This is a genomic window from Gluconobacter sp. GP1 (assembly GCF_032913585.1).
In the GTDB taxonomy this organism is placed as follows: domain Bacteria; phylum Pseudomonadota; class Alphaproteobacteria; order Acetobacterales; family Acetobacteraceae; genus Gluconobacter; species Gluconobacter cerinus.
Genome location: NZ_JASGXC010000002.1, coordinates 554,879 through 575,798, shown reverse-complemented (window position 1 = coordinate 575,798; position 20,920 = coordinate 554,879). Strand labels below are relative to the sequence as shown.

General features: G+C 56.0%; 19 protein-coding genes. 9 read left to right on the top strand and 10 right to left on the bottom strand.

The window, feature by feature from the left end:
* Positions 1-130 precede the first annotated feature (130 nt).
* A complete protein-coding gene (locus R5H23_RS07220; RefSeq protein ID WP_317214941.1) occupies positions 131-1,543 on the top strand; it encodes a DUF2142 domain-containing protein in 1,413 nt (470 codons plus the stop codon).
* 74 nt (positions 1,544-1,617) lie between these two features.
* Here R5H23_RS07220 and R5H23_RS07215 read toward each other — a convergent pair whose 3' ends face one another.
* Both R5H23_RS07215 and ndk read right to left on the bottom strand, forming a co-directional pair.
* Complete coding sequence (locus R5H23_RS07215) at positions 1,618-3,021, bottom strand: DUF2142 domain-containing protein (RefSeq protein ID WP_317214940.1); 1,404 nt, start codon at positions 3,019-3,021, stop codon at positions 1,618-1,620.
* Between the two features lie 157 nt (positions 3,022-3,178).
* Positions 3,179-3,601 carry a nucleoside-diphosphate kinase gene (gene ndk / locus R5H23_RS07210; protein WP_046899630.1) on the bottom strand — a complete coding sequence of 141 codons (423 nt, stop codon included), beginning with the start codon at positions 3,599-3,601 and terminating at the stop codon, positions 3,179-3,181.
* Between the two features lie 114 nt (positions 3,602-3,715).
* Here ndk and R5H23_RS07205 point away from each other — a divergent pair, with 114 nt between their 5' ends.
* The 4 genes from R5H23_RS07205 to R5H23_RS07190 all read left to right on the top strand — a co-directional run bounded on the left by R5H23_RS07205 (position 3,716) and on the right by R5H23_RS07190 (position 7,787).
* A complete protein-coding gene (locus R5H23_RS07205; RefSeq protein WP_317214939.1) occupies positions 3,716-5,632 on the top strand; it encodes an ABC-F family ATP-binding cassette domain-containing protein in 1,917 nt (638 codons plus the stop codon).
* 145 nt (positions 5,633-5,777) lie between these two features.
* Positions 5,778-6,920, top strand: coding sequence for an AI-2E family transporter (locus R5H23_RS07200; RefSeq protein ID WP_099210338.1), 1,143 nt, complete (start codon positions 5,778-5,780; stop codon positions 6,918-6,920).
* 61 nt (positions 6,921-6,981) lie between these two features.
* Entirely contained in the window at positions 6,982-7,152 is a 171-nt protein-coding gene (locus tag R5H23_RS07195) for a hypothetical protein (protein WP_317215098.1), read from the top strand.
* Positions 7,071-7,787, top strand: a complete 717-nt coding sequence (locus tag R5H23_RS07190; protein WP_317215090.1) for a TipAS antibiotic-recognition domain-containing protein — start codon at positions 7,071-7,073, stop codon at positions 7,785-7,787. The genes R5H23_RS07195 and R5H23_RS07190 overlap by 82 nt, the downstream gene beginning before the upstream one ends.
* On the opposite strand, the gene R5H23_RS07185 is transcribed toward R5H23_RS07190, so the two are convergent.
* From R5H23_RS07185 to R5H23_RS07175, 3 genes are read right to left on the bottom strand one after another with little or no spacing between them, the layout of a single operon-like run.
* Positions 7,747-8,172 carry a hypothetical protein gene (locus R5H23_RS07185; protein ID WP_046899633.1) on the bottom strand — a complete coding sequence of 142 codons (426 nt, stop codon included), beginning with the start codon at positions 8,170-8,172 and terminating at the stop codon, positions 7,747-7,749. The genes R5H23_RS07190 and R5H23_RS07185 overlap by 41 nt on opposite strands.
* Entirely contained in the window at positions 8,169-9,311 is a 1,143-nt protein-coding gene (locus R5H23_RS07180; RefSeq protein WP_317214937.1) for a DegT/DnrJ/EryC1/StrS family aminotransferase, read from the bottom strand. The genes R5H23_RS07185 and R5H23_RS07180 overlap by 4 nt, the downstream gene beginning before the upstream one ends.
* Positions 9,308-11,260, bottom strand: a complete 1,953-nt coding sequence (locus R5H23_RS07175) for a nucleoside-diphosphate sugar epimerase/dehydratase (RefSeq protein ID WP_317215089.1) — start codon at positions 11,258-11,260, stop codon at positions 9,308-9,310. The genes R5H23_RS07180 and R5H23_RS07175 overlap by 4 nt, the downstream gene beginning before the upstream one ends.
* Before the next feature lie 96 nt (positions 11,261-11,356).
* Here R5H23_RS07175 and R5H23_RS07170 point away from each other — a divergent pair, with 96 nt between their 5' ends.
* The gene (locus R5H23_RS07170) at positions 11,357-12,322 is read left to right on the top strand and encodes a UDP-phosphate alpha N-acetylglucosaminyltransferase (protein WP_317214936.1); all 966 of its coding nucleotides are present in this window, start codon (positions 11,357-11,359) and stop codon (positions 12,320-12,322) included.
* Here the strand turns inward: R5H23_RS07170 and R5H23_RS07165 are convergent, their stop codons facing one another.
* Positions 12,323-12,724 (bottom strand): MarR family transcriptional regulator, encoded by a 402-nt coding sequence (locus R5H23_RS07165; protein WP_317214935.1) that lies wholly within the window; start codon positions 12,722-12,724, stop codon positions 12,323-12,325.
* Between the two features lie 310 nt (positions 12,725-13,034).
* Positions 13,035-14,426 carry a leucyl aminopeptidase family protein gene (locus tag R5H23_RS07160; RefSeq protein ID WP_317214934.1) on the bottom strand — a complete coding sequence of 464 codons (1,392 nt, stop codon included), beginning with the start codon at positions 14,424-14,426 and terminating at the stop codon, positions 13,035-13,037.
* A gap of 77 nt (positions 14,427-14,503) precedes the next feature.
* On the opposite strand from R5H23_RS07160, the gene R5H23_RS07155 reads away from it, so the two are divergent.
* The 3 genes from R5H23_RS07155 (at position 14,504) to fdxA (ending at position 17,766) form a co-directional block, all read left to right on the top strand.
* Positions 14,504-17,062, top strand: coding sequence for a helicase-related protein (locus R5H23_RS07155; protein ID WP_317214933.1), 2,559 nt, complete (start codon positions 14,504-14,506; stop codon positions 17,060-17,062).
* Positions 17,059-17,355: an RNA-binding S4 domain-containing protein gene (locus R5H23_RS07150; RefSeq protein WP_046899639.1), complete on the top strand. Its 297-nt coding sequence runs from the start codon at positions 17,059-17,061 to the stop codon at positions 17,353-17,355. Before R5H23_RS07155 ends, R5H23_RS07150 begins: the two co-directional genes overlap by 4 nt.
* A gap of 78 nt (positions 17,356-17,433) precedes the next feature.
* A complete protein-coding gene (gene fdxA, locus R5H23_RS07145) occupies positions 17,434-17,766 on the top strand; it encodes a ferredoxin FdxA (protein WP_046899640.1) in 333 nt (110 codons plus the stop codon).
* 197 nt (positions 17,767-17,963) lie between these two features.
* Here fdxA and cyoD read toward each other — a convergent pair whose 3' ends face one another.
* The 3 genes from cyoD to cyoB are packed head-to-tail and all read right to left on the bottom strand — an operon-like array spanning position 17,964 to position 20,916.
* Positions 17,964-18,293: a cytochrome o ubiquinol oxidase subunit IV gene (gene cyoD / locus R5H23_RS07140; RefSeq protein WP_086634521.1), complete on the bottom strand. Its 330-nt coding sequence runs from the start codon at positions 18,291-18,293 to the stop codon at positions 17,964-17,966.
* Entirely contained in the window at positions 18,293-18,913 is a 621-nt protein-coding gene (cyoC, locus tag R5H23_RS07135) for a cytochrome o ubiquinol oxidase subunit III (RefSeq protein WP_046899642.1), read from the bottom strand. Before cyoC ends, cyoD begins: the two co-directional genes overlap by 1 nt.
* Before the next feature lie 14 nt (positions 18,914-18,927).
* Positions 18,928-20,916, bottom strand: a complete 1,989-nt coding sequence (gene cyoB, locus R5H23_RS07130) for a cytochrome o ubiquinol oxidase subunit I (RefSeq protein ID WP_086634522.1) — start codon at positions 20,914-20,916, stop codon at positions 18,928-18,930.
* Between the last annotated feature and the right edge of the window lie 4 nt (positions 20,917-20,920).

Here is a 20,920-nt window from a genome sequence, read left to right as displayed (position 1 = left end):
GATGACCGCAAAAACGCTCAGCACTTCCAAAACTCAGTTTTATAATTTGCGGATTGCCTTACTCTGAGTGGGTGCATATGAGCCCGGATGGCAGTCGGTCATGTGCCCCAACAAGGAAATAAGCACTGATATGAAGTCCGTTTCGTCATTTTTTGCGTTCTGCAAAACAAACCTGCGGCTTCTTGAACTCGCTTATCTTCTCTCGATTGCTGTTATCGGCGTTTTTCTTGTGTACCGCGTCACGCCTGTTAGCGGCGTAGATGAAGAATTCCATTTTTACCGCGCCCAACAGATCGCTCAGGGAAATCTTCTGGCACAGCGTTATTCGGGGCATATGTTCGGAGGTGGGCTCGACACCAGTATGCTGACCTGGGTGCGCTATTTCAATGCAAACCGGGACCAGCATAAGTCTTCTGACAGCAATGTCGCTGCGCAGATTGCAAAGGATCTGGAGAACTCCAAAAGAGACCGGGAAGTCGTTCATTTCCCTTCGACCGCTTCATATTCCCCACTGATGTATATTCCCTCAGCCACCGCCATGATGATCGCCAATGCCGGACATGGCGGAGTGGATACAAGATATTACGCTGGTCGTTTAGGAAACCTGCTCGGATACATCGGGATGCTTGCACTCGTCCTTGCGGTACTGCCCGTAGGGCGACTGGCTGTCCTTGCCCTGATGACCACGCCAACAAGCCTCCATCTGGCAACAACATATAGCGCCGATCCTGTCACCAATCTGGGATCAATGCTGTTCCTCGCCTGCTGCCTACGGGCCCGGATGGCCCCTCCCGAAGACCGGAAAATCTGGATCCGGCTGATTATCGCTTTGGCCGCTCCGCTGGGGCTTTTCAAATTAACCTGCAGCTTTCTGAGTCTCGGCTGCTTTCTTGTGCCGATGAATTCTTTCCCGACCCAGAGAAAATATGTCCAGTTCTGTATGACGGTCGTCGGATTGAGCCTTGTCTCCGCCGTTGTCTGGAACGGAATTTACCCATTCACTCCTGCGCATTACTGGAATACGGGAGGAAATCCTAAAGTCCAGATCCTGACCATGCTGGAGCACCCATGGTCTTTTGTTCGGGAAATCGCTGAAACCTACCGTGTTGGCTCGCACTGGTGGTGGGAGGACGCATGGGGACGTTTTGGCGGCGGCCCAGTGCCACTTTTCTTCAAGATTGGTGAAGGCACTGGGTATGTAGGTATAGCTCTGATTATTCTGCTGGCTCTCGCTGACAAACGGCCCATTGCTAGTCCACGATCCGGAGCAATCCTGATTACGCTTGGTGCGCTTTATTCGCTCTTAACCCTTCTGGCATTCTACGTTGGCTTCTCTCACCTTGGAGAGGACACTGTCAGCGGCCTTCAGGGACGTTATTTTTATATAAGCTGTGCTGCTATTCTAAGTGGCGTTCTGTTGTTCCTGCCACGCCCGAACAAGACGTATCAAACGGTCTATGCGGGCCTTTTAGGCGCCTATTTCGTTTGCGTTGCGCATGTCTGCATTGAAGCAACCGGCATTTATGCGCGTCTTTGGAATTAACGCATAGAAATCCAAGGGGGTCGGCTACTTCTTTCGCGGAAACCGCCCCCCTCACCATTAAATGGTCACGGCAATTACCAATACCGCGCCAGTATCGTCTGAACGATAGCGCCAAATCCTACCCATAGCCCCACCGTAAGAAGCGCAATTTCCACGGCTTTTGCTTTAGTAACGGACAGAAAATGGGGGGATGATGCGAAAGGAAAGATCAGTACTGAGAAAATTGCAGCGGGGATATAATATCTTCCCTGAAGGCCGCCAATATAACTGTCACCGACGGGGGTCCATATAAGATAAAGAGAAAGACTAACAGCGCTGACAGTCCCAATGGACACACAAAGTATGAGCGCCTTTCTCACTAGCTCGTCTCTTCCAATTTTTCTTGTAAGGTACAGGCAAGAGAAAATACCTACGAGAATGAAAAACATGACTTCGAACTGGTAAAACCAGTCTGGAAGTCGTGCATCAAGCCATCCCAGAACACCGACAAACTGGCCCATCAAGGAATAAGCAGAAACCCTGAATGTATGCAGAAGTACTGTGATTGTTTTGAACGGGTGAGAAAGAACGAAATGTAGCTGGCGCGCCGCATCAACCCCATCTGCTGAACGAAAAGGGATCTTCGTTGAGTGAACACCCATAACCGACCATGCCAGAGCAACAAGTGCGGCAAACACACACGCACCCGCAGCCGAGCGCCAGGCCGCCCATGGAGCAATGATCAGTGGTAGAAACGCGATAAGAATATAAGGCGGCTTGGATGCAATAATGCATCCCATCAGAAGCGCGAGTGTCGGCCAGAACCATCTGTTCTTGCAGAAATCATCATTTAATCGCGTCATAAGAGCCGTACAGACTGCACAGGCTGCGATCAAAGGCCCATCCTGAGAGCAGGACGCGAACAGTGACAGCGACATCGGCATTGAGAGAAATACTGCAATGATCAACCGTCCCTGACGGGCAATCGCAAGGGCAAGTATTCCGGCAAGTACGCAAAAGACGGCGTTAGACATGCGCGCCAGATAAAAAGACTTTAGAATGTCTTCATGAAGTCTTTTGCCGACTTCAATCCCCACCACTGATGGAAAATAAAAGATCGGAGAATAGATCACCGTGTTTGGAAAGCCTGCTTCCCGCTTCGGACTTTTCCAGCTTAACGGTGCGCTGCCGAAGATACGGTTCCAGTCTACTTTCCGTTCATATTGACCTTTGAGATCATCATATCTGTAAGCGAATACAACGCTGTCTTCAGGAATGACACCACCGCTATCAGAGGCACTGAAACGATGGCCGATCAACTGTCCCTGAGAGATCTGTATGGCTCTCTGAAAATGATTTGGCTCATCGGCGACCTGTAATGGCGGGGTCGCGATCACCAGAAACATCAGGCAGGCAGAGACCAGAAGTCCCCAGACGATAGCCAGCGGATATTTGTAAAGGAAAGAAGTTGTAGCGTCGTTGCCCACAGATCGAACCATGCCTCTCTTCCATCATCCTGCCGCAGAGTGGGCCTGGATGACAGCGGAACCGGGAACGTGTGAAGGCTGACCAGTCGGGGCGTTCAGATACCGTCCCAAATCATTGGAAATGGAGAGCCACAGAGCCTGCGGCTCTCCATTGGCAGAAACCCAGACCTTACGGCAGGATTTCTGTCTCAGCGAAGAAGAAAGCGATCTCGTTCTTCGCGTTCTCAAGGCTGTCAGAACCGTGCACGGAGTTTGCTTCGATGCTTTCAGCATAAAGCTTACGCACGGTACCCTCAGCTGCATCAGCCGGGTTCGTTGCGCCCATGACTTCACGGTGCTTTGCAACAGCGTTCTCAGCCTGCAGAACCTGCACGACAACCGGCTCAGCGAGCATGGAGGACACGAGGCTGCCGTAGAACGGACGCTCCTTGTGAACTGCGTAGAAAGCGCCAGCCTGCTTCTCGGTCAGCTGGATGCGCTTCTGAGCAACGATGCGCAGACCGGCTTCCTCGAACACGGCATTGATCTTGCCGGTCAGGTTACGCTTCGTGGCGTCGGGCTTGATGATTGAAAGCGTGCGCTCGAGAGCCATCTTTCTTCTCCTGTTGGACAAAGGGGTAAATCCCGCCGTTCCACTAGAGCAAATTCGTAGTTCCTGATAGGTCTGTCGCGGTTTTTTCACTCTTCCCGACTGATCGAGGCGCCCGTGAGCCTGCTCACCATCACTGACCTGACTCTCCGCATCGCCGGCCGTACCCTGCTGGATGGCGCATCGCTGACAGTCGACCCCGGTCGGAAAATTGGCCTCATCGGAAAAAATGGGGCTGGAAAATCAACGCTTCTTGGCGCGATTGCAGGGGATATTGCCCCGGATGGTGGCACCATCACACTTGCAAATCGGGCCACAATGGGCCGCGTGAAGCAGGAAACACCATCTGGTGACACCTCGCTGATCGACACGGTGCTGGAAGGCGACATCGAGCGCGCGGCCCTTCTTGCCGAAGCCGAGACTGCCACGGACCCTGCCCGTATCGCAGATGTGCATGAGCGCCTGATTGCCATTGACGCCTACACGGCCCCGGCCCGTGCCGGTGCCATCCTGTCGGGGCTGGGCTTTGATCAGGACGCGCAGCTTCGTTCGGTCTCGGACTTCTCAGGCGGCTGGAGAATGCGTGTCTCGCTGGCGACGGCCCTCTTCCTCAGCCCCGATCTCCTTCTGCTGGATGAGCCCACCAACCATCTTGATATCGAAGCCACCCTCTGGCTCGAATCCTGGCTTGCAAAATTCCCTGGTGCGGCTCTGATCGTCAGTCATGACCGATCACTGCTGGACAATACAGTCGATGCCATTGCTCATCTGGATCATCAGAAACTCAGCCTGACGCCCGGCGGCTACGACAACTTCGTGCGCATCCGGACAGAACAGGCCCTTCAGCAAAACCGTATGGCTGAGCGCATTGCAACACAGCGCGCGCATATGCAGTCCTTCGTCGATCGCTTCCGCGCGAAAGCCACGAAAGCCAAACAGGCTCAGGCCCGCCTGAAAGCGCTTGAGCGCCTTCCGCAGATTGATAGCGTGGTGGAAGACACACCGACGCGCTTTTCATTTCCGGAACCGCAGCCCCTTCCCCCACCGATGATCACCCTCGACAATGTCAGTCTAGGGTATGATGGACGGGTGGTTCTCAAAGGGCTGAACCAGCGGCTGGATATGGAAGACCGAGTCGCGCTTCTGGGCCAGAACGGGCGCGGCAAGTCCACATTCGCCAAGCTACTGGCAGGACGTCTTGATCCCATGGCCGGATCTTACAATCACTCGCCAAAGCTTAAGATCGGCTATTTTGCGCAGCATCAGGCCGATGAACTTGTCCTGTCTGAAACACCGATCGATCACATGGCCCGCGCCATGCCTGATGCGACGCCGGTTGCCGTACGCTCACAGCTCGCGCGCTTCGGACTTGATGTTAATCGTGCTGAAACCCGTGTTTCAGAATTGTCCGGTGGGGAAAAAGCACGCCTTCTTCTTGCGCTCTCCACTCGTGACGCCCCGCATCTTCTCATCCTCGATGAGCCAACCAACCATCTTGATCTTGACGCACGCGATGCCCTGATCCGTGCCCTTTCCGAATTTGAGGGCGCGGTAATCCTCATCAGCCATGACAGCCATCTGGTGGAATCCGTGGCGGATCGGTTCTGGCTGGTTGAAGACGGGACCATTGCGCCGTTTGACGGCGACATGGCGGAATACAAGGCATGGCTGGTCGAACGTGCTCGCAAGGCCAGAGCGGAAAATACGGAGCGGAACAGAAACGCCAATCGCCCGGCCTCACAGGAAACGTCTCAGGCGACAGCTCCCCAGAAGAAAATTGACCGCAAGGAGCTCACACGAGCGCTGGCCCCGCTCCGCCGAAAAATTCGTGATGCTGAAGCGAAGCTGGCTCAGATCAATCGGGAAAAAGAGAAAATTGAGACCAAGCTTGCCGATCCGGAGCTCTATCAGTCAGGGAATCCCGGCGAAATCGCGTCGCTGAATGCTCATCTTTCTGCTCTGAATGCGACACAGGAGAAGACGGAAGAGCTCTGGCTCGAAGCACAGGCGGAACTTGAAGACGCTTCAGCCTAACCAAAGCCGAACTTAACTGTAGCGTGTGTACTCTCACGGATGTCAGCACTCCGTGAGAGTATCGTTAGATCACCTCAGCCAATTGACCCGCCTTCCCGAAGTCCATAAGCCAACACCGGCCTACAGATTCAGGATGGACCGGCTGATGCCTATTTCGTTTTCCGACCCGAAGGACCGAGACGAGAAGGAACCGCGCGCGCGCGAACTTTCAAAAATTGCCAGCCTGTTACGGATCGCCCTGACTGTGACGCTGATCCTTCTGGCCGTCTGGCTGATGAAGGATGTGCTGGCTGTCGTTTTTGCCTCAGCACTGATGGCTGTCGTCCTGCATGGTCTCGCCCGGATCGTACGGCGCCATGTCTCGTTCATCCCCTATCAGGGCGCTGTTGCTCTCGTCACAGTGGTTATCCTGCTCGCACTTGCAGGCCTTGTCTGGAGCAGCGGCCCGGCGATCGGGGACCAGTTCATTCGCCTCAAACAGGCGCTTGTCCAGCAGTCCGGCGATCTGAAATCGCATCTTTCAGGGTCTACTCTGGGTCAACTTGTTCTGGATCATCTTCCAACCGCAGTTGGCGGAAATGATGCAACGTCTGGCAGCCTTGGTTCCCTCGGCTCCGGCCTTGCAGGGTCCGTGACTGGCATTCTCAGCAGCGCCTTTGGTGTGCTGGGCACACTGGCTGTCATTCTCATTGCAGGGCTGTACTTTGCCTTGTCGCCTGCAATTTACATTGACGGTTTTCTGCGCCTCGTTCCTTCCCAGCACCGCGCATCCGCACGTGAATTACTCATGGCTGCGGGCACGACACTCTGGGCGTGGACAGCAGGTCAGGCCCTCGACATGCTCGTCGTGGGCATTCTGTCCGGGATTGGCCTTTCTTTGATTGGCGTCCCTCTTGCGCTTGCACTCGGTGTGGTTGCTGGTATCTGCAACTTCATTCCCTATATCGGCGCCATCCTTGGTGCGGTCCCGGCCGTGCTCTTGGGCCTTTCCATGGGAAGCAAAGAAGCCCTGTTCGTGGCTATTCTTTACAGCGTGATCCAGTTCTTTGAAGGCAACGTTCTTGCACCACTCATCCAGCGGCGTGCAGTCCATATGCCACCCGCCGTTGCTATTCTGTCCCAGACGGTTTTCAGCACCATTCTTGGTATTCCGGGCCTGATCCTGGCATCTCCAATCACGGCAGCCCTGCTGGCTATGGGAGACAAGGCAACCGCCCCTCTCGATGACGAAGAACAGACCCGCCGCGACGTCGGCGAAATTTCCGAAGACGAAGCCCGGAAAGACTGAATATTTCGCTTACTCCTGACGTAACGTCATCTTTGCAGATGATGCGTCAGGAGGAAGATCAATGACTGCAAAGACCCTGACCATTGGCGAACTTGCCAAAGCCAGCGCAACAACACCCCGGACACTTCGACATTTCGAAGCTTGGGGCTCATCAAGCCATGCCGGGCTGCAAATGGCAGACGCGTTTACACGCTCCAGACAATCAGCACGCTGGCACGCATTTTTCTTTTAAAGCGCATGGGATACAGTCTCGCTGAGATCCGCTCCCTGGAACTGAAGCCGGTATCCCCAAAAGATATCATAGGGACCCAACTTTCCCTGCTGTCAGCACGCATGACAGTATTAGAAAGAACAATTTCCCAACTCCGCACCACCCATAATTTAATTTCTGGCCACCTCTCCGGTTCAGAGAGCCAAATTTACGATGGTCCGATGGATCTGGTGGCATTTTGCCTTCTGCTGCGAGAAGGAGAAGCCATTCTACAACGGGAAAACCTTCAGCCCGTTTTTGAAAAATACTTTACTGTGGAAGAACAGATGGCGTGGCAGACGCAAATGGATCGTCACTTCCCAACTGAAGACAGAACATCCTATCAGGTTCTCTGGGAACGACTTATCGTGCGCTGTGAAGATGCTCTTGCCCGCTCGGTATCCCCATCTGCCCCAGAAGCTCAAAGCCTCGCAAAGGATTGGCTGGAGCTTCAAAAGCCTTTGCAAAAGGCCGTGGGCCCGGAACTCTGGCGCAAGACGGGGACAATGTACGAAGACATGCAGGACTGGCAGACACCTGAACGACAGGCGCCCTTCAGTCCTGAAGTGTTCAGCTTTATCCGTGAGGCTGCAATTCTGCGGGCTGGAGCGCCGTGAGAGACGCGTCTTCAAAGGCGTTCATGCGGTAGGGGCCATTGTCCTCAAGCTGCACGCCGACGATGTCCGCTTGATGTTTATGCTTCCAGATGGAAATGATGACCGGATGATTGTCCGCGTTGTTCATGCGCAGGATGACCTGCCCCTTCGCGGGCGGCTGCTCCCCGCTGGGGCCCCAGGCCGTTGTGTGCGACTGAAGCCACAGATTAATGTCCTGAACTTCAGTTGCACTCAGATCCCGGCTGACAGGAGCGACTATCTTGCCTTCAGTCACCGGCGGGAATTTCCATGCGTGGATCAGTGGCCACGCCACGAACCAGACGATACCCACTGGAATGAAAACCAGTGCACAAAAAGCCAGTAACAGCTTCTGCTCGCGCCTCATAAGGTGTCTCCTGCCCAGCTTTTCAGGGCTTCCGTGATACGATCCACTTCTTCACTCGTCAGCTCTGGCTGAATAGGAAGTGCGAGAATACGTGTTCCGAGATCTTCCGAAACAGGAAGAGCCGCACCGTCATGATGCTCGCTATACGCGGGCTGATGATGGAGAGGTTTCGGGTAGTACACTGCCGTCGGCACCCCCGCGGCCTTCAGGTGCGCCTGAAGGGAATCCCGTTTCGCTGCATCTGGCAACAACACGCTGTAAATCGCCCAGGCACTTTCGCTGTCAGGCACGCGCACCGGCTCTTGAATACCTTGCGGCATGGCACGGTCATATGCACAGGCAATGGCTTCACGCTTGATCAGCTCATCTCCAAAAGCATCCAGTTTCGCCAGAAGAACAGCCGCCTGAATCGTGTCCAGCCGACCGTTGATGCCAATCCGCTCCACTTCGTATCGTGTCTTGCCCTCACCGTGCGTTCGCAGGGAACGATAGAGGATGGCCAGGTCCTCATCATCCGTCAGAATAGCGCCGCCGTCTCCGTAGCCGCCGAGAGGTTTGGACGGGAAAAACGATAGCGTTGTAGCACGCGCCTCGTGCCCCAAACGGCGTCCGTGATAGGAGGCACCGAAAGACTGCGCGCAGTCCGCAATGAGCGTCAGATCTTCCTGGTCCGCAAAAATTTTCAGTTCATCCCAAGGCGCAGGCTGCCCGAAAAGATCCACCCCGATCAGAGCTCGCGGCTCCAGTTCCCCAGCCTTCCGCACAGCCGTCAGCCGCTCCGCGAGAGACGTCAGACTGATCTGGAACGTATCTGGTTCCACATCAACGAAAACGGGCGTTGCGCCCAAAAGGAGAACAACTTCAGCCGTCGCCGTATAGGTGAAGGCCGGCAGAAAGACTGCGTCGCCCGGTCCGATCTCTTCTGCCATCAGAACCATCAGGAGTGCATCGGTGCCCGATGAGACGCCAACAGCATATTTCGCGCCCCCGAACTCGGCCAGCCGCTGCTCAAGTTCCTCGACCTCAGGGCCCATGACAAAGCGACAATGCTCAAACACTGCGTCAACACGGCTCTTGATCGCGTCTTTCAAACGAGCCTGCTGTTTGGGCAGATCCAGGAAGGCTATCGGGGTAATCATGCAGTGACCTCCGCATCAGGCTGTGAAAGCGCGACCGCAGACGGCGCCTTTCCATCCCGGTTATGGTTGAATTCCGGCACCAGCCGGTGAAATATTTCCATGACAGCTGAAAGATCTTCGCGGTGGCACGCCGCTTCCAGCGCATTCATGGCATCAGTCGCGATATTGAAATCCACTGTCCGGGGAGACGCCATTCTCAGACCTGGCGCATCTGTCGGCACTGGGGCTTCCCGTCCATGAAACAGCTCTTCAAAAAGCTTCTCGCCAGGGCGCAGTCCCGTAATCTGGATTTCCACGTCTGTTTCTGGTTTGAGGCCAGCCAGACGGATCATCTGACAGGCAAGATCCATGATCCTGACCGGATCGCCCATATCCAGAACGAAAATGCCGCCCTGCCGGAGACGCTGATCCGTTGTATCTTCCCCGGAAGCATCCTGAGTGCCACGGACGGCAGCCTGAAGCACCAGACCCACGGCTTCAGGGATCGTCATGAAGTAACGGGTCATGTCCGGGTGGGTTACGGTCAGCGGGCCGCCATGTTCAAGCTGGCGGCGAAACAGGGGGACGACAGACCCTGTAGACCCCAGGACATTCCCAAAACGCACGGTCACACACCGCAAACCGCCTTTACCAGCACGCGCACGCATATCGAGCGCCTGTCCATAGACCTCAGCGCAGCGCTTGCTGGCCCCCATGAGGCTGGAAGGGTTAACGGCCTTATCCGTCGAAATCATCACCATCGCCTGCGCACCTGAACGCTCGGCCTCGTCCAGAACAATGCGGGTGCCCACGACGTTGGTCAGAACACCCTCGATCGGATTTGATTCCACAATCGGTACATGCTTGAGCGCAGCGGCATGGAAAATCAGTGCTGGACGATATTCCATGAAAATTTCGGAGATTCTCCCGCGATCGCGCACATCAGCAATAATCTGATGCCGCTGAACCGCAGGATATCGCTCTGAAAGATCCAGGTTGATCTGCCACAGCGCATACTCGCTGTTTTCAATCAGAAGAATGGCAGCCGGCCTGAACGAGGCAATCTGTCGCGCCAGTTCAGATCCAATGCTGCCGCCAGCCCCCGTTACAGCGATGACCTGACCAGCGATCAGGCGGCTCATCCCTTCGCTATTCAACGCTACCGGAGGTCTATTCAACAGATCTTCAATGGCGACGGGACGAAGCTCAACACTGTCTGCGGGCTTCAGATCAGTCAGAGAGGGCGTTCTCTGAACATCAACACCATACTCACGTGCGACTTCAAGGATACGGGACAACGGAGCGCCCCGCAGTTCGGACGTGGTGATAACCAACGTATCCGGCAGACGCCCCGAGGCTGACATCTGCTTCAGAATTTCAGGCGTTTCATCAATCGTTCCAAGAATGGGACAACTGTGAATGCGTCGCCCTGCCTGCTGCGTTCCCCCCGTCAGAAGCCCGACAACGCGACGTCCGGCCTGATGATCGCGCTCCATTGCGCGAATGAAAAGATCCGCTTCGTGATCAGCGCCGAGTAACAGCACGCGCTCACGTTCAGCGACCATAAGGCGACGGCGCGCTGTCAGCCGCCAAAACATGCGTAGAGCACCCAGACATGTCAGGAGGACCAGCGCATGAATGACCGGGAATGTCGTGCTTGGAAGCGGGTAGCCAGCCAGGTGCAGCAAAGTTGAAAACAGCGTGGCACTGACAACTGACGCGCAGGCAATATTAAAGAGATCGGAAAGCCCCGAAAACCGCCAGTATTGCTGTGCCATACGAAAAGGCAGCCCGCTGACGAGGAGCGTAATCCCCCCGCCCGCCACAAACCATAGCGGATGAAGCAGTCCTCCATGAGGGTCAGCCAGCCAACGTGCCACAGGGGCTGCCGCTGCGGACACGACTCCATCCAGAAGAACATTGAGAGCGATGCGTCTCGCCTGTGCGGTCGTGCGACCTGTACGGCTGATAGCGCTAGACGGGGCCGGAAACTGAGGGCCAGAAGATGGTGTGACTTTCACGTCTCCCTTATAACGCCAAAACCACTGTTCCCATAAAGTCCGTCCATGCCCTTTTCTTTGTCGTCCTTTCTCTCCGGTCTTACCCTGCTGGACTTGTGTGCCGCAGTCCTGTGCACGGTCCTGGTCGTCCTGATGATTCAGGCCGGAATTATGGACACTCCCGTGCACCGCAGCTCCCATACGCGGCCAACACCCAAAGGCGGAGGCATCGGCATTATCGGAGCTTTTCTGCTCTGCGCGTTACCAAGCCTGTTTCTCAAAGAGCAGCCCATTCTAAATCCGTCCGTCATTGGGATGCTGGCCGGCGTTATTCTACTCGCTGCCGTTTCCTGGCTGGACGATCTGTATTCTTTCAGGGCGCGTTACAAACTTGGTGCACAATTCATAGCCACCTTTTTGGCCGCGGTTGGAACGGGCGCATCTCTGCCAATGATGGGGATTTTCATACTGGGGGCCGTGTTCATCACCAATGCCCTCAACTTTATCGACGGGATTAACGGGTTAGCCTCAGGCACGATGATGATCGCCGCGGCCCTTCTGGCGTCAGCAGGGATCCAGCCCGTTATTTTCGTGCTGTTCGCGGTGTGCCTTGCAGCATTTCTGCCATGGAATTTTCCTAAGGCCCGCATCTTCATGGGGGATGTTGGCAGTCAGGCAGGAGCGCTTGTCATCGCCTGGGGGGCCATGCAGCCTTCCCATACTTCGGCGCAAATCGTACTCGCAGTGCTTTCAGGCGTGCTGTGGGATGTCCTCTTTACGCTGGCTCGCCGCGCCCGCGCAGGCGATCGACTGGCCGAGGCTCACCGTGGGCATCTTTATCAACTCGCGATCCGCTCAGGACTGCCAATGCCGCTTGTAACGACTGTCTATTGGGGATTTGCACTGTGGGGTGCTGCGGCCTGTCTGGCCAATGAGTGGCTCGTAACTGCTCTGCTCATTCTTCTGCCTCAGCTTTGCTGGACAGGATATATCTGCACGCGAGCCAGAGCCCGCGTGCAGGATCGTTGGTAATCAGCCAGCGCGACGTGGGCTGATACGCTCGACAGAAGCAGCTGCGCGCTCTGCACGAACCGGACGGGTACCAGAAGCTTCAGCCATGACAGCGCGCATCTCACGCAGGAAGGAAGAACCCTTCAGCGTGCGCTGCACGAGGACGGAACGACGGTCCAGCGGATCAACCTTACGGCGTGCCAGATCCAGCTCACCCAGACGGTCCAGAGCGCGTGTAATAGCAGGCTTGGACACCTTGAGCTCCGAAGCCAGGCCACGAACGGTGTGTGCACCGTCACGCAGGTAGCAGGTCAGGAACACAGCAAGCTGGCGGGCAGACAGATCAGGACCATCACGGCGCACCATGGAGACGACGGTGTCGCACAGAAGGTGAAGCATCTGGTCGTTGTTAGCCTGAGGCATTTCTCTCTCCTTAACGGTCTGCCCTGCCTGTTACCCGATCGAGTAACAGGAAAAAGAACATTCGAGCCTTGCCGGCCCGAGGGGTTTCATCTGTGGCTCACCCCATCATGGGATTGAGCGTTGGTCTTCTACATCTGGTGTTTTGAAACGCATCCGCAAGTATGCGGGTTTCAAAACGATTTATGCTGCGGCTAGCAGCTTTCGAACATGGAAGGCCGTATGCCCTATCAGAAGCAGATTTACACCCCATAGTTTTAAGACAATCATATTACGGTTCGTTAAGGATCACCTTCCCGTCAGGTTCTTCACTTCACGAAGACCTGCGAATGTTTGTTATCATTTTAAGAAGCGCACGAAGTGCCAGCGTCTCGCCGCCCTCTGGCCGCCCCGGAGAATTGGCGTCATTCCACGCGTAAGTGTCTATATGCAGCCAGTTTTGTCCGGCAGGAACGAAGCGCTGAAGGTACAAAGCAGCTGTAATAGCGCCCGCCATAGGCTTGGATGTAATATTTCCGACGTCGGCTATTTTACTATCAAGCCATGCGTCATAGCCATGCCAGAGTGGCAATCTCCACAAAGCATCTGCAGTATCTGAGCCCGATTCGAGCAGTAATTGAGCCAGTTCATCACTGTTACTGAACACCGCCGGAAGGTCTGGGCCGAGAGCTACGCGCGCAGCGCCGGTCAGGGTTGCAGCATCCACAATGTAATCTGGGGCAGATTCAGCGGCTTCCGTTATCAAATCGCACAACACCAAACGCCCCTCTGCATCCGTGTTGCCAATCTCTACCGTTTTTCCGCTTCGCGTCCGCAGAACATCGCCGGGGCGCATGGCATGGCCAGACACACTGTTCTCAACACATCCAAGACGCAGTTCCAGATCAACATCCAGTTGCAGATCAATCGCCGCGCACATCACAGCCAGAAGCAGGGCTGCGCCGCCCATGTCTTTTTTCATTCGCAGCATGCCTGCTGCGGGCTTCAGGTCGTATCCCCCCGTATCGAAGCACACGCCCTTCCCAACAAGAGACAGACGCGGCGCGCCTTCACGGGCTTTCCAGCGGGCCACAACAACAGCAGGCTTGCGCTCAGACCCCTCACCCACCTCTGCCAAACAGGGATACGCGACCTTCAGGTCATCGCCCTCAACAATGCGAACGTCTGCACCACGATTTTCCAAAGCCCGATAAGCCGACAGCGCCAGATCTTTCGGGCCAAGCAGATTGGCGGGCGTATTGATCAGATCCCTGCCAAACCAGTTTGCTTTCGCATAGGCAATAACGGTAGCAGCGTCGTCCGGCACAACCAATCGCGTGGTAAATGACCGAACGACCCCGACACGATATTGATATGTTCCCATGGCGAACCCGAGAAGAGCTGTCTCCTGAACGGCGCTTTCCATCCCGTGCGGCAGAAGACTCCAGTCACCCTCCGGAAGGATCGTTCCCAGCACGCCAAAGGCTGTCGGGTCATTCAGGCGCCCCTCATCGACACAAAGCAGAGCCGCTCCCGCCCCACCGTCACCGGGCAGAAGCGTGAAAGCGCCATCTTTTGCTTTGAACCCCTGCGCCGTTAGAAAAGATGCGTGCTCACCCAGGAGACCGGCAATTGTCTTGTCATCCTGTACCTTCACCAGATGCACAACGCGGGGTGTTGGAGCCTCGCTGGCGGAAACAAAAGGGAGCTGGATGTGAGAACTCATGAACCTCTTTCCTTAAAAGATCGAACCTTTTGGCTCGAACGCTTGCTTTTGTTCCGCAGGCACCCGACCATTCACACATGAAGGGTGCACACCGCGGTAACCATTCCGCTCATCATATCATGCCAGCAAGCGTCCGTGCGGCACTTGGCCCAACCAATACGGGCAAGACGCACTATGCTCTGACTCGCATGATGGCTCATTCCTCCGGCATCATCGGTTTTCCGTTGCGCCTTCTTGCGCGCGAAAACTACGAGCGCCTGGTCGCGGCCAAAGGGGAGCGTTCCGTCGCCCTTATAACAGGTGAGGAAAAAATTGTTCCTCCAGGCGCGCGATGGTTTTCCTGCACGGTCGAGGCCATGCCACTGGACCGGAAAGCCGAATTCGTGGCTGTCGATGAAATCCAGCTCGCGTCTGACCCGGACCGTGGACACATCTTTACGGATCGTCTCCTCCACGCCCGGGGAACCGTAGAGACACTCTTCCTGGGTGCGGAAACAATTCGTCCGCTCCTGCAAAAGCTGGTGCCCGGAATCGAAATCGACACACGCACACGCCTGTCGAGTCTCGTGAGCACCGGACCGACGAAGCTTTCTCGCCTTCCGCCCCGATCGGCCATCGTCGCTTTCTCGATGTCAGAAGTTTACGCTCTGGCCGAAGTCATACGACGCCGAAGAGGTGGTTGTGCCGTCATCATGGGGCAACTCAGCCCCCGGACGCGAAACGCCCAGATCGAGCTCTACCAGAACCGGGAAGTTGATTATCTGGTGGCCACCGATGCCATCGGGATGGGGTTGAACATGGATGTTGACCATGTGGCGCTTGCCCAGCTTTCCAAATTTGACGGCACAACACCCCGCCCGCTCTTCCCACAGGAAATAGCGCAGATTGCCGGCCGTGCGGGGCGTGGCATGAAGGATGGTACATTTGGCACTACGGCTGATTGCCCGCCCATGTCTGCCGCAACCATAGATGCCGTAGAACAGCACCGCTTCGATCCGATCCAACGGCTATACTGGCGCAATCACGCACTGGATTTCAGCAATCCCCGGGCTCTTCTCGCCAGCCTTACGGTCGCGCCGCCCTTCCGCGGGCTGATGGCGGGCCGTGTTGCGTCTGACGTTGTGACCCTTGAGTCCCTGATCCTGGACCCGGAAATTCGGGAGGTCGCCAAAGGAAAACGTGCGACGTCTCTTCTCTGGGAAGTTTGCCAGATCCCTGATTTCCGCAAACTTGGCGATGACAGCCATACACGGCTCTGCGCACGCCTGTTCCTGCATATCCTCAAAGATGGCGCTGTTCCGGCAAACTGGATGGAAGGACACATCAAGGGTTTTGCGCGCACCGAAGGCGACATTGATACCCTGATGCATCGCCTGACGGGCGTACGGGTCTGCTCTTATGTGGCCGCCAGAACAGAATGGAGCCGTCACTCATCCGTCTGGCAACAACGTGCCCGGGAAGTGGAAGACCTGCTTTCAGACGCACTGCATGAGCGCCTGACGTCCCGCTTTGTGGACAGACGCGCCACATCCCTGCTTCGTCGACTGGATGCTGAGACAGACCGTAACCTCCTGTCTGCCGTCACCGCAGACGGAGAGGTCATTGTCGAAGGCCATAGCATTGGCAAGATCCGTGGCTTTTCGCTCCAAACCGACACCACAAACGGGCCTGATCATCAGATCGTTCTCAAAGCCGGACGCAAAGCGCTCCTGCAGGAAATTCCACGTCGGGTCCGTCTTTTTCAGGAGACGCCAGATAGTGCTCTGTCCCTTGAAACAGAAACCGGCATTCTATCTTGGGACAACATTCCCCTTGGCCGATTGACGGTAGGAAAAACATTTCTGCAGCCAGCCGTCAGATTGTTTTCCGCTGAGTTCACTGACACCAATCAGCGAATTCAGGTTGAGCAGCGCCTTCTCCGTTATGTGGACAGCACGCTTCAACGGGATCTCTCCGTTCTCTACAAAGCGCAAAGCGCCGTAACGGATCAGCCTCAACTCAGAGGCATTCTTCATCGATTGCATGAAGATGGCGGTATCTCCCCTGTTCTGCCGTCAGATCAGTCCCTCCCGCCTCCAGCTCAACGGGCCTTGCGGAAGCTCGGCGTGGAAGTGGGTCGTTTTGCCGTTTTCTGTCCCGCCCTTCTGCGCCCACGAGCATCGGCCCTTCTGACACTTCTCACACAACTTCGCCTTGGCCTTCCCCTGATGCCTCCGCCAGCGGGTCGTGTCTCGTTGCCATGGCATATGGTGGAAGGCGTTCCAGGCTGGCTGCATGCGGCCAAGACAGGGGTTAGACTCGATATCGCCGAACGTATTGTGAAAGAGCTGGAGCAGTTGACCCGCAAGCTGGATCATCCTGCTCCCGTCGGTCTCGCCTCACGTCTTGGGCTCAAAGCCGATCTTCTTCCTGAGGTTCTTGGTGCCCTTGGCGTTGCCCACAAACCACAGTGCTCTCCCAGCCAAACGCATGCTGGGCCACCTGCCCCACTGATGCTCCTGGCTGACCGCCGCAATCGAGCAACACGCAGAAAGGCCAGACCGTCAGGAGCGGCCAGCAACGCAAGACGCCCCATTGTCCGACCAGACAGCCCTTTCGCCGCCCTGGCCATTCTGAGAGATCGTGCTGCCCCATGAGTGATGCCTATCAACGCCTGGATCAGTGGCTTTATTATGCCCGCGTCGCCAAGACACGCCCGCTCTGTGCAACCATTGTCAGCAAAGGGCGCATCCGGGTAAACAGACAGCCCACAAGCAAGCCGCATGCCAAACTCAGGGTGGGTGATGTGGTGACCCTGCCGCCTCTCAGCCCCGGTGAAGACGTGCGTGTCTGGCGCGTTCTGGACCTTGGGGAGCGTAGGGGCCCCGCGAAAGAAGCATCCCAGCTATACGAGATCGTGAGAGAAGAGCCTAAGAAGCTTGCTTCCTAGGCCAATCCTTCGCATATCATCCCGCACAATATGAAATTGGGCCGCACAGCCGGGCCCGAATGAGGATCGGAGACACCAATGAGCTATGTGGTCACGGAAAACTGCATCAAGTGCAAGTTCATGGACTGCGTGGAAGTTTGCCCCGTAGACTGCTTCTATGCCGGAGAAAATTTCCTCGTCATTAATCCGGACGAATGCATCGACTGCGGCGTTTGCGAACCTGAGTGCCCGGCAGAAGCCATCTTCCCGGATAGCGACAACCGTGCAGCTCCATGGATCGAGATCAACTCCCGTCTCGCCGCCCAGTGGCCGAACATTACCCGCAAGGGCGAACAGCCAGCTGACGCGGAAGAGTGGAAAGATCAGCCGGGCAAGGCAGCCATGCTGTCCGAGGCTCCCCACAAGGACTGAGACGCCTCACCCACCAAGACACTATCAAGCCCGGCCATTGTGCCGGGCTTTTTTATTGCGCCTGCCACACCCTGCTCAGTTGGAGACTGCGAGGGCATAAAGGCAAACGCCTGAACGCCGATCAGGAAAGCAGACATAAAAAAAGGCTGACAGGATCTCTCCTGCCAGCCTTTCCTGCCGTGATCCCAAAAGAGATCTTAGCGGGACATCATGTTGATGGCCGTGTCATGCATGATGAACAGCGTGCCGCCAATAATGACGATGACTGATACTGCTGCAAAGATGAAGCACATCAGGTTCCAGCTCTGCTCGTTGCTGGTGTTCATATGAAGGAAGAACACCAGGTGGACCACGATCTGAACGACCGCAAGAACACCGAGAGCTGCAAGTGCCATCCCCGGGGCCAGTGCGTGTGTCATGACTGCTGCGAAAGACGCAACAGTCAGGACGACCGCAAGAACGAACCCGATGATGTAAGACTGATAGGAGCCGTGGCTACCATCGTGGGTTGTATGTGCCTGGGCCATTACATCACACCTGCGAGATAGACGAAGGAGAAAACACAGATCCAGACGATGTCCAGAAAGTGCCAGAACAGGCTGAGGCAAGTCAGCTTGTCCATCATCCGCGGAGACAGATCCTGCGGGCCCATCATCTGGACCATCAGAACTGCCATCCAGATCAGACCGCAGGTGACGTGAAGACCGTGCGTACCAACCAGCGTGAAGAACGCGGAGAGGAATGCAGAACGGTCAGGACCATTTCCTTCTGCGATCATGTGAGTGAACTCAGTCACCTCAAGACCAACGAAGGAGAGACCCAGAACGAACGTCACGGCGAGCCACAGAAGAACCATCCCCTTGTTCTTTGCCAGCGCACTGAGCGAGGCAAAGCCGTAGGTGATGGACGAGAACAGCAGGATAGCCGTCTCGATGCCGACATTCGTCAGATCGAACAGTTCTTTCCCCGAAGGGCCTCCGGCGTACTGGTTCCGGAGGACTGCGAAAGCAGCAAAGATCGACCCGAAGAGAATGCAGTCGGTCATCAGGTAGAGCCAGAAACCGAAGACGTTCGGGCTCTCGTGGTGATGCTCGTGATCGTGACCGTCAGCGTGTGCCAGAGGCGACATGGTTGCTTCGTGAGCCATTAGCTATGCCCCCCTTACTCTGCTGCCTGAGCAGCGGCGATACGACGGGAATAGACTTCCTCGTTGTGCTCGATTTCGCTGACAGGGACGTAGTAGTCGATATCACGGTTTGCACTGCGCATGATCATGGTGGCAGCGATACCGATCAGACCAAGACCAGCCATCCACCAGATGTACCAGATTGCACCGAAGCCCAGGATGAAGGCGAACGCACCGATGAAGGCACCAGCAGCGGTGTTCTTCGGCATGTGGATCGGAGCAAGCGGCTTGTTGTGTGCACGACGGCCAAGCTGCTTCTCGGTGTGGAACGTGTCCAGACCGTGAATGTCCGGGATCACTGCGAAGTTATAAGCCGGCGGCGGAGAAGAAATGGACCACTCCAGCGTACGGCCACCCCACGGATCGCCCGTCAGGTCGAGGTTTTCCGGCAGGTTACGGTCACGGATGGAGACGTAAAGCTGCGTGAGCTGGCAGACGATACCCAGAGCGATAACAACCGCACCAGCTTCTGCAATCAGCAGCCACGGACGCCAGTCCGGATTGTCGTAGTGGTTCATACGACGCGTCATGCCTTCGAGACCGAGGACATACAGCGGAACGAAGGCAAGATAGAAGCCAACGAACCAGCACCAGAACGCGCGCTTGCCCCAGGCTTCGTTCAGCTTGAAGCCGAAAGCCTTCGGGAACCAGAAGCCCATACCTGCAATGTAACCGAAGTACACGCCGCCGATGATGACGTTGTGGAAGTGGGCAATGAGGAACAGGGAGTTGTGAAGGATCCAGTCAGCGGCCGGCATAGCCATCATGACGCCCGTCATGCCACCGATGGAGAAGGTGATCATGAAGCCGATCGTCCAGTACATCGGAGCCGTGAATTCAACACGTCCCTTATACATGGTGAACAGCCAGTTGAAGATCTTCACGCCAGTCGGGACTGCGATAACCATCGTCATGATACCGAAGAAGGTATTGACGTTGGCGCCTGCGCCCATGGTGAAGAAGTGATGCACCCACACGACGAACGACAGCACCATGATGGAGCACGTAGCGTAAACCATCGTGTTGTAGCCGAAGAGCGGCTTGCGGGAGAACGTTGAGGTAACTTCAGAGAAAACACCGAAGGCCGGGATGACCAGGATGTAAACTTCCGGATGGCCCCAGGTCCAGATCATGCTCAGATACAGCATGACGTTGCCGCCGGCATCGTTCGTGAAGAAGTGCATGCCGAGGTAACGGTCGAGGCTGAGCAGTGCCAGCGTAACCGTCAGAACCGGGAAGGACACCATGATCAGCACGGTCGTGCAGAACGCTGTCCAGGTGAAGACCGGCATCTGCATCCAGCCCATGCCAGGAGCACGCATCTTAACGATGGTCGTGAAGAAGTTCACGCCCGTCAGAAGCGTTCCGACACCGGAAATCTGAACGGCCCAGATGTAGTAGTCAACGCCGACGCCCGGGCTGAACTGCATCTCGGACAGAGGCGGGTAAACCAGCCAACCGCACTGAGCAAACTCACCGATGAACAGTGAAAGGTTGATCAGAAGGGCGCCGACCAGCGTCATATAGAAGCTGAGCGAGTTCAGGAACGGGAACGCAACGTCGCGCGCACCGATCTGGAGAGGCACCACCAGGTTGAGCAGCCCCGTCATGAACGCCATGGCCATGAAGAAAATCATGATCGTGCCGTGAGCGGAGAAGATCTGGTCGTAGTGGTGTGGCGGAAGGTAACCAGGGTTACCGGCATAGGCCAGCGCGAGCTGGGTACGCATCATGATGGCGTCCGCGAAACCGCGGAACAGCATTACAATTGCCAGGATGATATACATCACGGCAAGGCGCTTATGGTCGACTGTCGTCAGCCATTCACGCCACAGGTAACCCCACTTACCGAAGTAAGTAACGGCACCCAGCACGGCAAGGCCGATGACAGCCACACCCAGGAATGTGCCGACAAGGATCGGCACATCGAAAGGTATGGCTGAAAGGGAGAGTTTTCCGAGCATCTGT

Bases quoted from the DNA above. Each gene is read 5' to 3' on its own strand.
- cyoB (WP_086634522.1), bottom strand. From the start codon at position 20,916: ATGCTCGGAAAACTCTCCCTTTCAGCCATACCTTTCGATGTGCCGATC.
- R5H23_RS07215 (WP_317214940.1), bottom strand. From the start codon at position 3,021: ATGGTTCGATCTGTGGGCAACGACGCTACAACTTCTTTCCTTTACAAA.
- R5H23_RS07155 (WP_317214933.1), top strand. From the start codon at position 14,504: ATGAAGGGTGCACACCGCGGTAACCATTCCGCTCATCATATCATGCCA.
- R5H23_RS07160 (WP_317214934.1), bottom strand. From the start codon at position 14,426: ATGAGTTCTCACATCCAGCTCCCTTTTGTTTCCGCCAGCGAGGCTCCA.
- cyoD (WP_086634521.1), bottom strand. From the start codon at position 18,293: ATGGCCCAGGCACATACAACCCACGATGGTAGCCACGGCTCCTATCAG.
- R5H23_RS07150 (WP_046899639.1), top strand. From the start codon at position 17,059: ATGAGTGATGCCTATCAACGCCTGGATCAGTGGCTTTATTATGCCCGC.
- R5H23_RS07185 (WP_046899633.1), bottom strand. From the start codon at position 8,172: ATGAGGCGCGAGCAGAAGCTGTTACTGGCTTTTTGTGCACTGGTTTTC.
- R5H23_RS07200 (WP_099210338.1), top strand. From the start codon at position 5,778: ATGCCTATTTCGTTTTCCGACCCGAAGGACCGAGACGAGAAGGAACCG.
- R5H23_RS07165 (WP_317214935.1), bottom strand. From the start codon at position 12,724: ATGCCTCAGGCTAACAACGACCAGATGCTTCACCTTCTGTGCGACACC.
- R5H23_RS07195 (WP_317215098.1), top strand. From the start codon at position 6,982: ATGACTGCAAAGACCCTGACCATTGGCGAACTTGCCAAAGCCAGCGCA.
- cyoC (WP_046899642.1), bottom strand. From the start codon at position 18,913: ATGGCTCACGAAGCAACCATGTCGCCTCTGGCACACGCTGACGGTCAC.
- R5H23_RS07170 (WP_317214936.1), top strand. From the start codon at position 11,357: ATGCCCTTTTCTTTGTCGTCCTTTCTCTCCGGTCTTACCCTGCTGGAC.
- R5H23_RS07180 (WP_317214937.1), bottom strand. From the start codon at position 9,311: ATGATTACCCCGATAGCCTTCCTGGATCTGCCCAAACAGCAGGCTCGT.
- fdxA (WP_046899640.1), top strand. From the start codon at position 17,434: ATGAGCTATGTGGTCACGGAAAACTGCATCAAGTGCAAGTTCATGGAC.
- ndk (WP_046899630.1), bottom strand. From the start codon at position 3,601: ATGGCTCTCGAGCGCACGCTTTCAATCATCAAGCCCGACGCCACGAAG.
- R5H23_RS07220 (WP_317214941.1), top strand. From the start codon at position 131: ATGAAGTCCGTTTCGTCATTTTTTGCGTTCTGCAAAACAAACCTGCGG.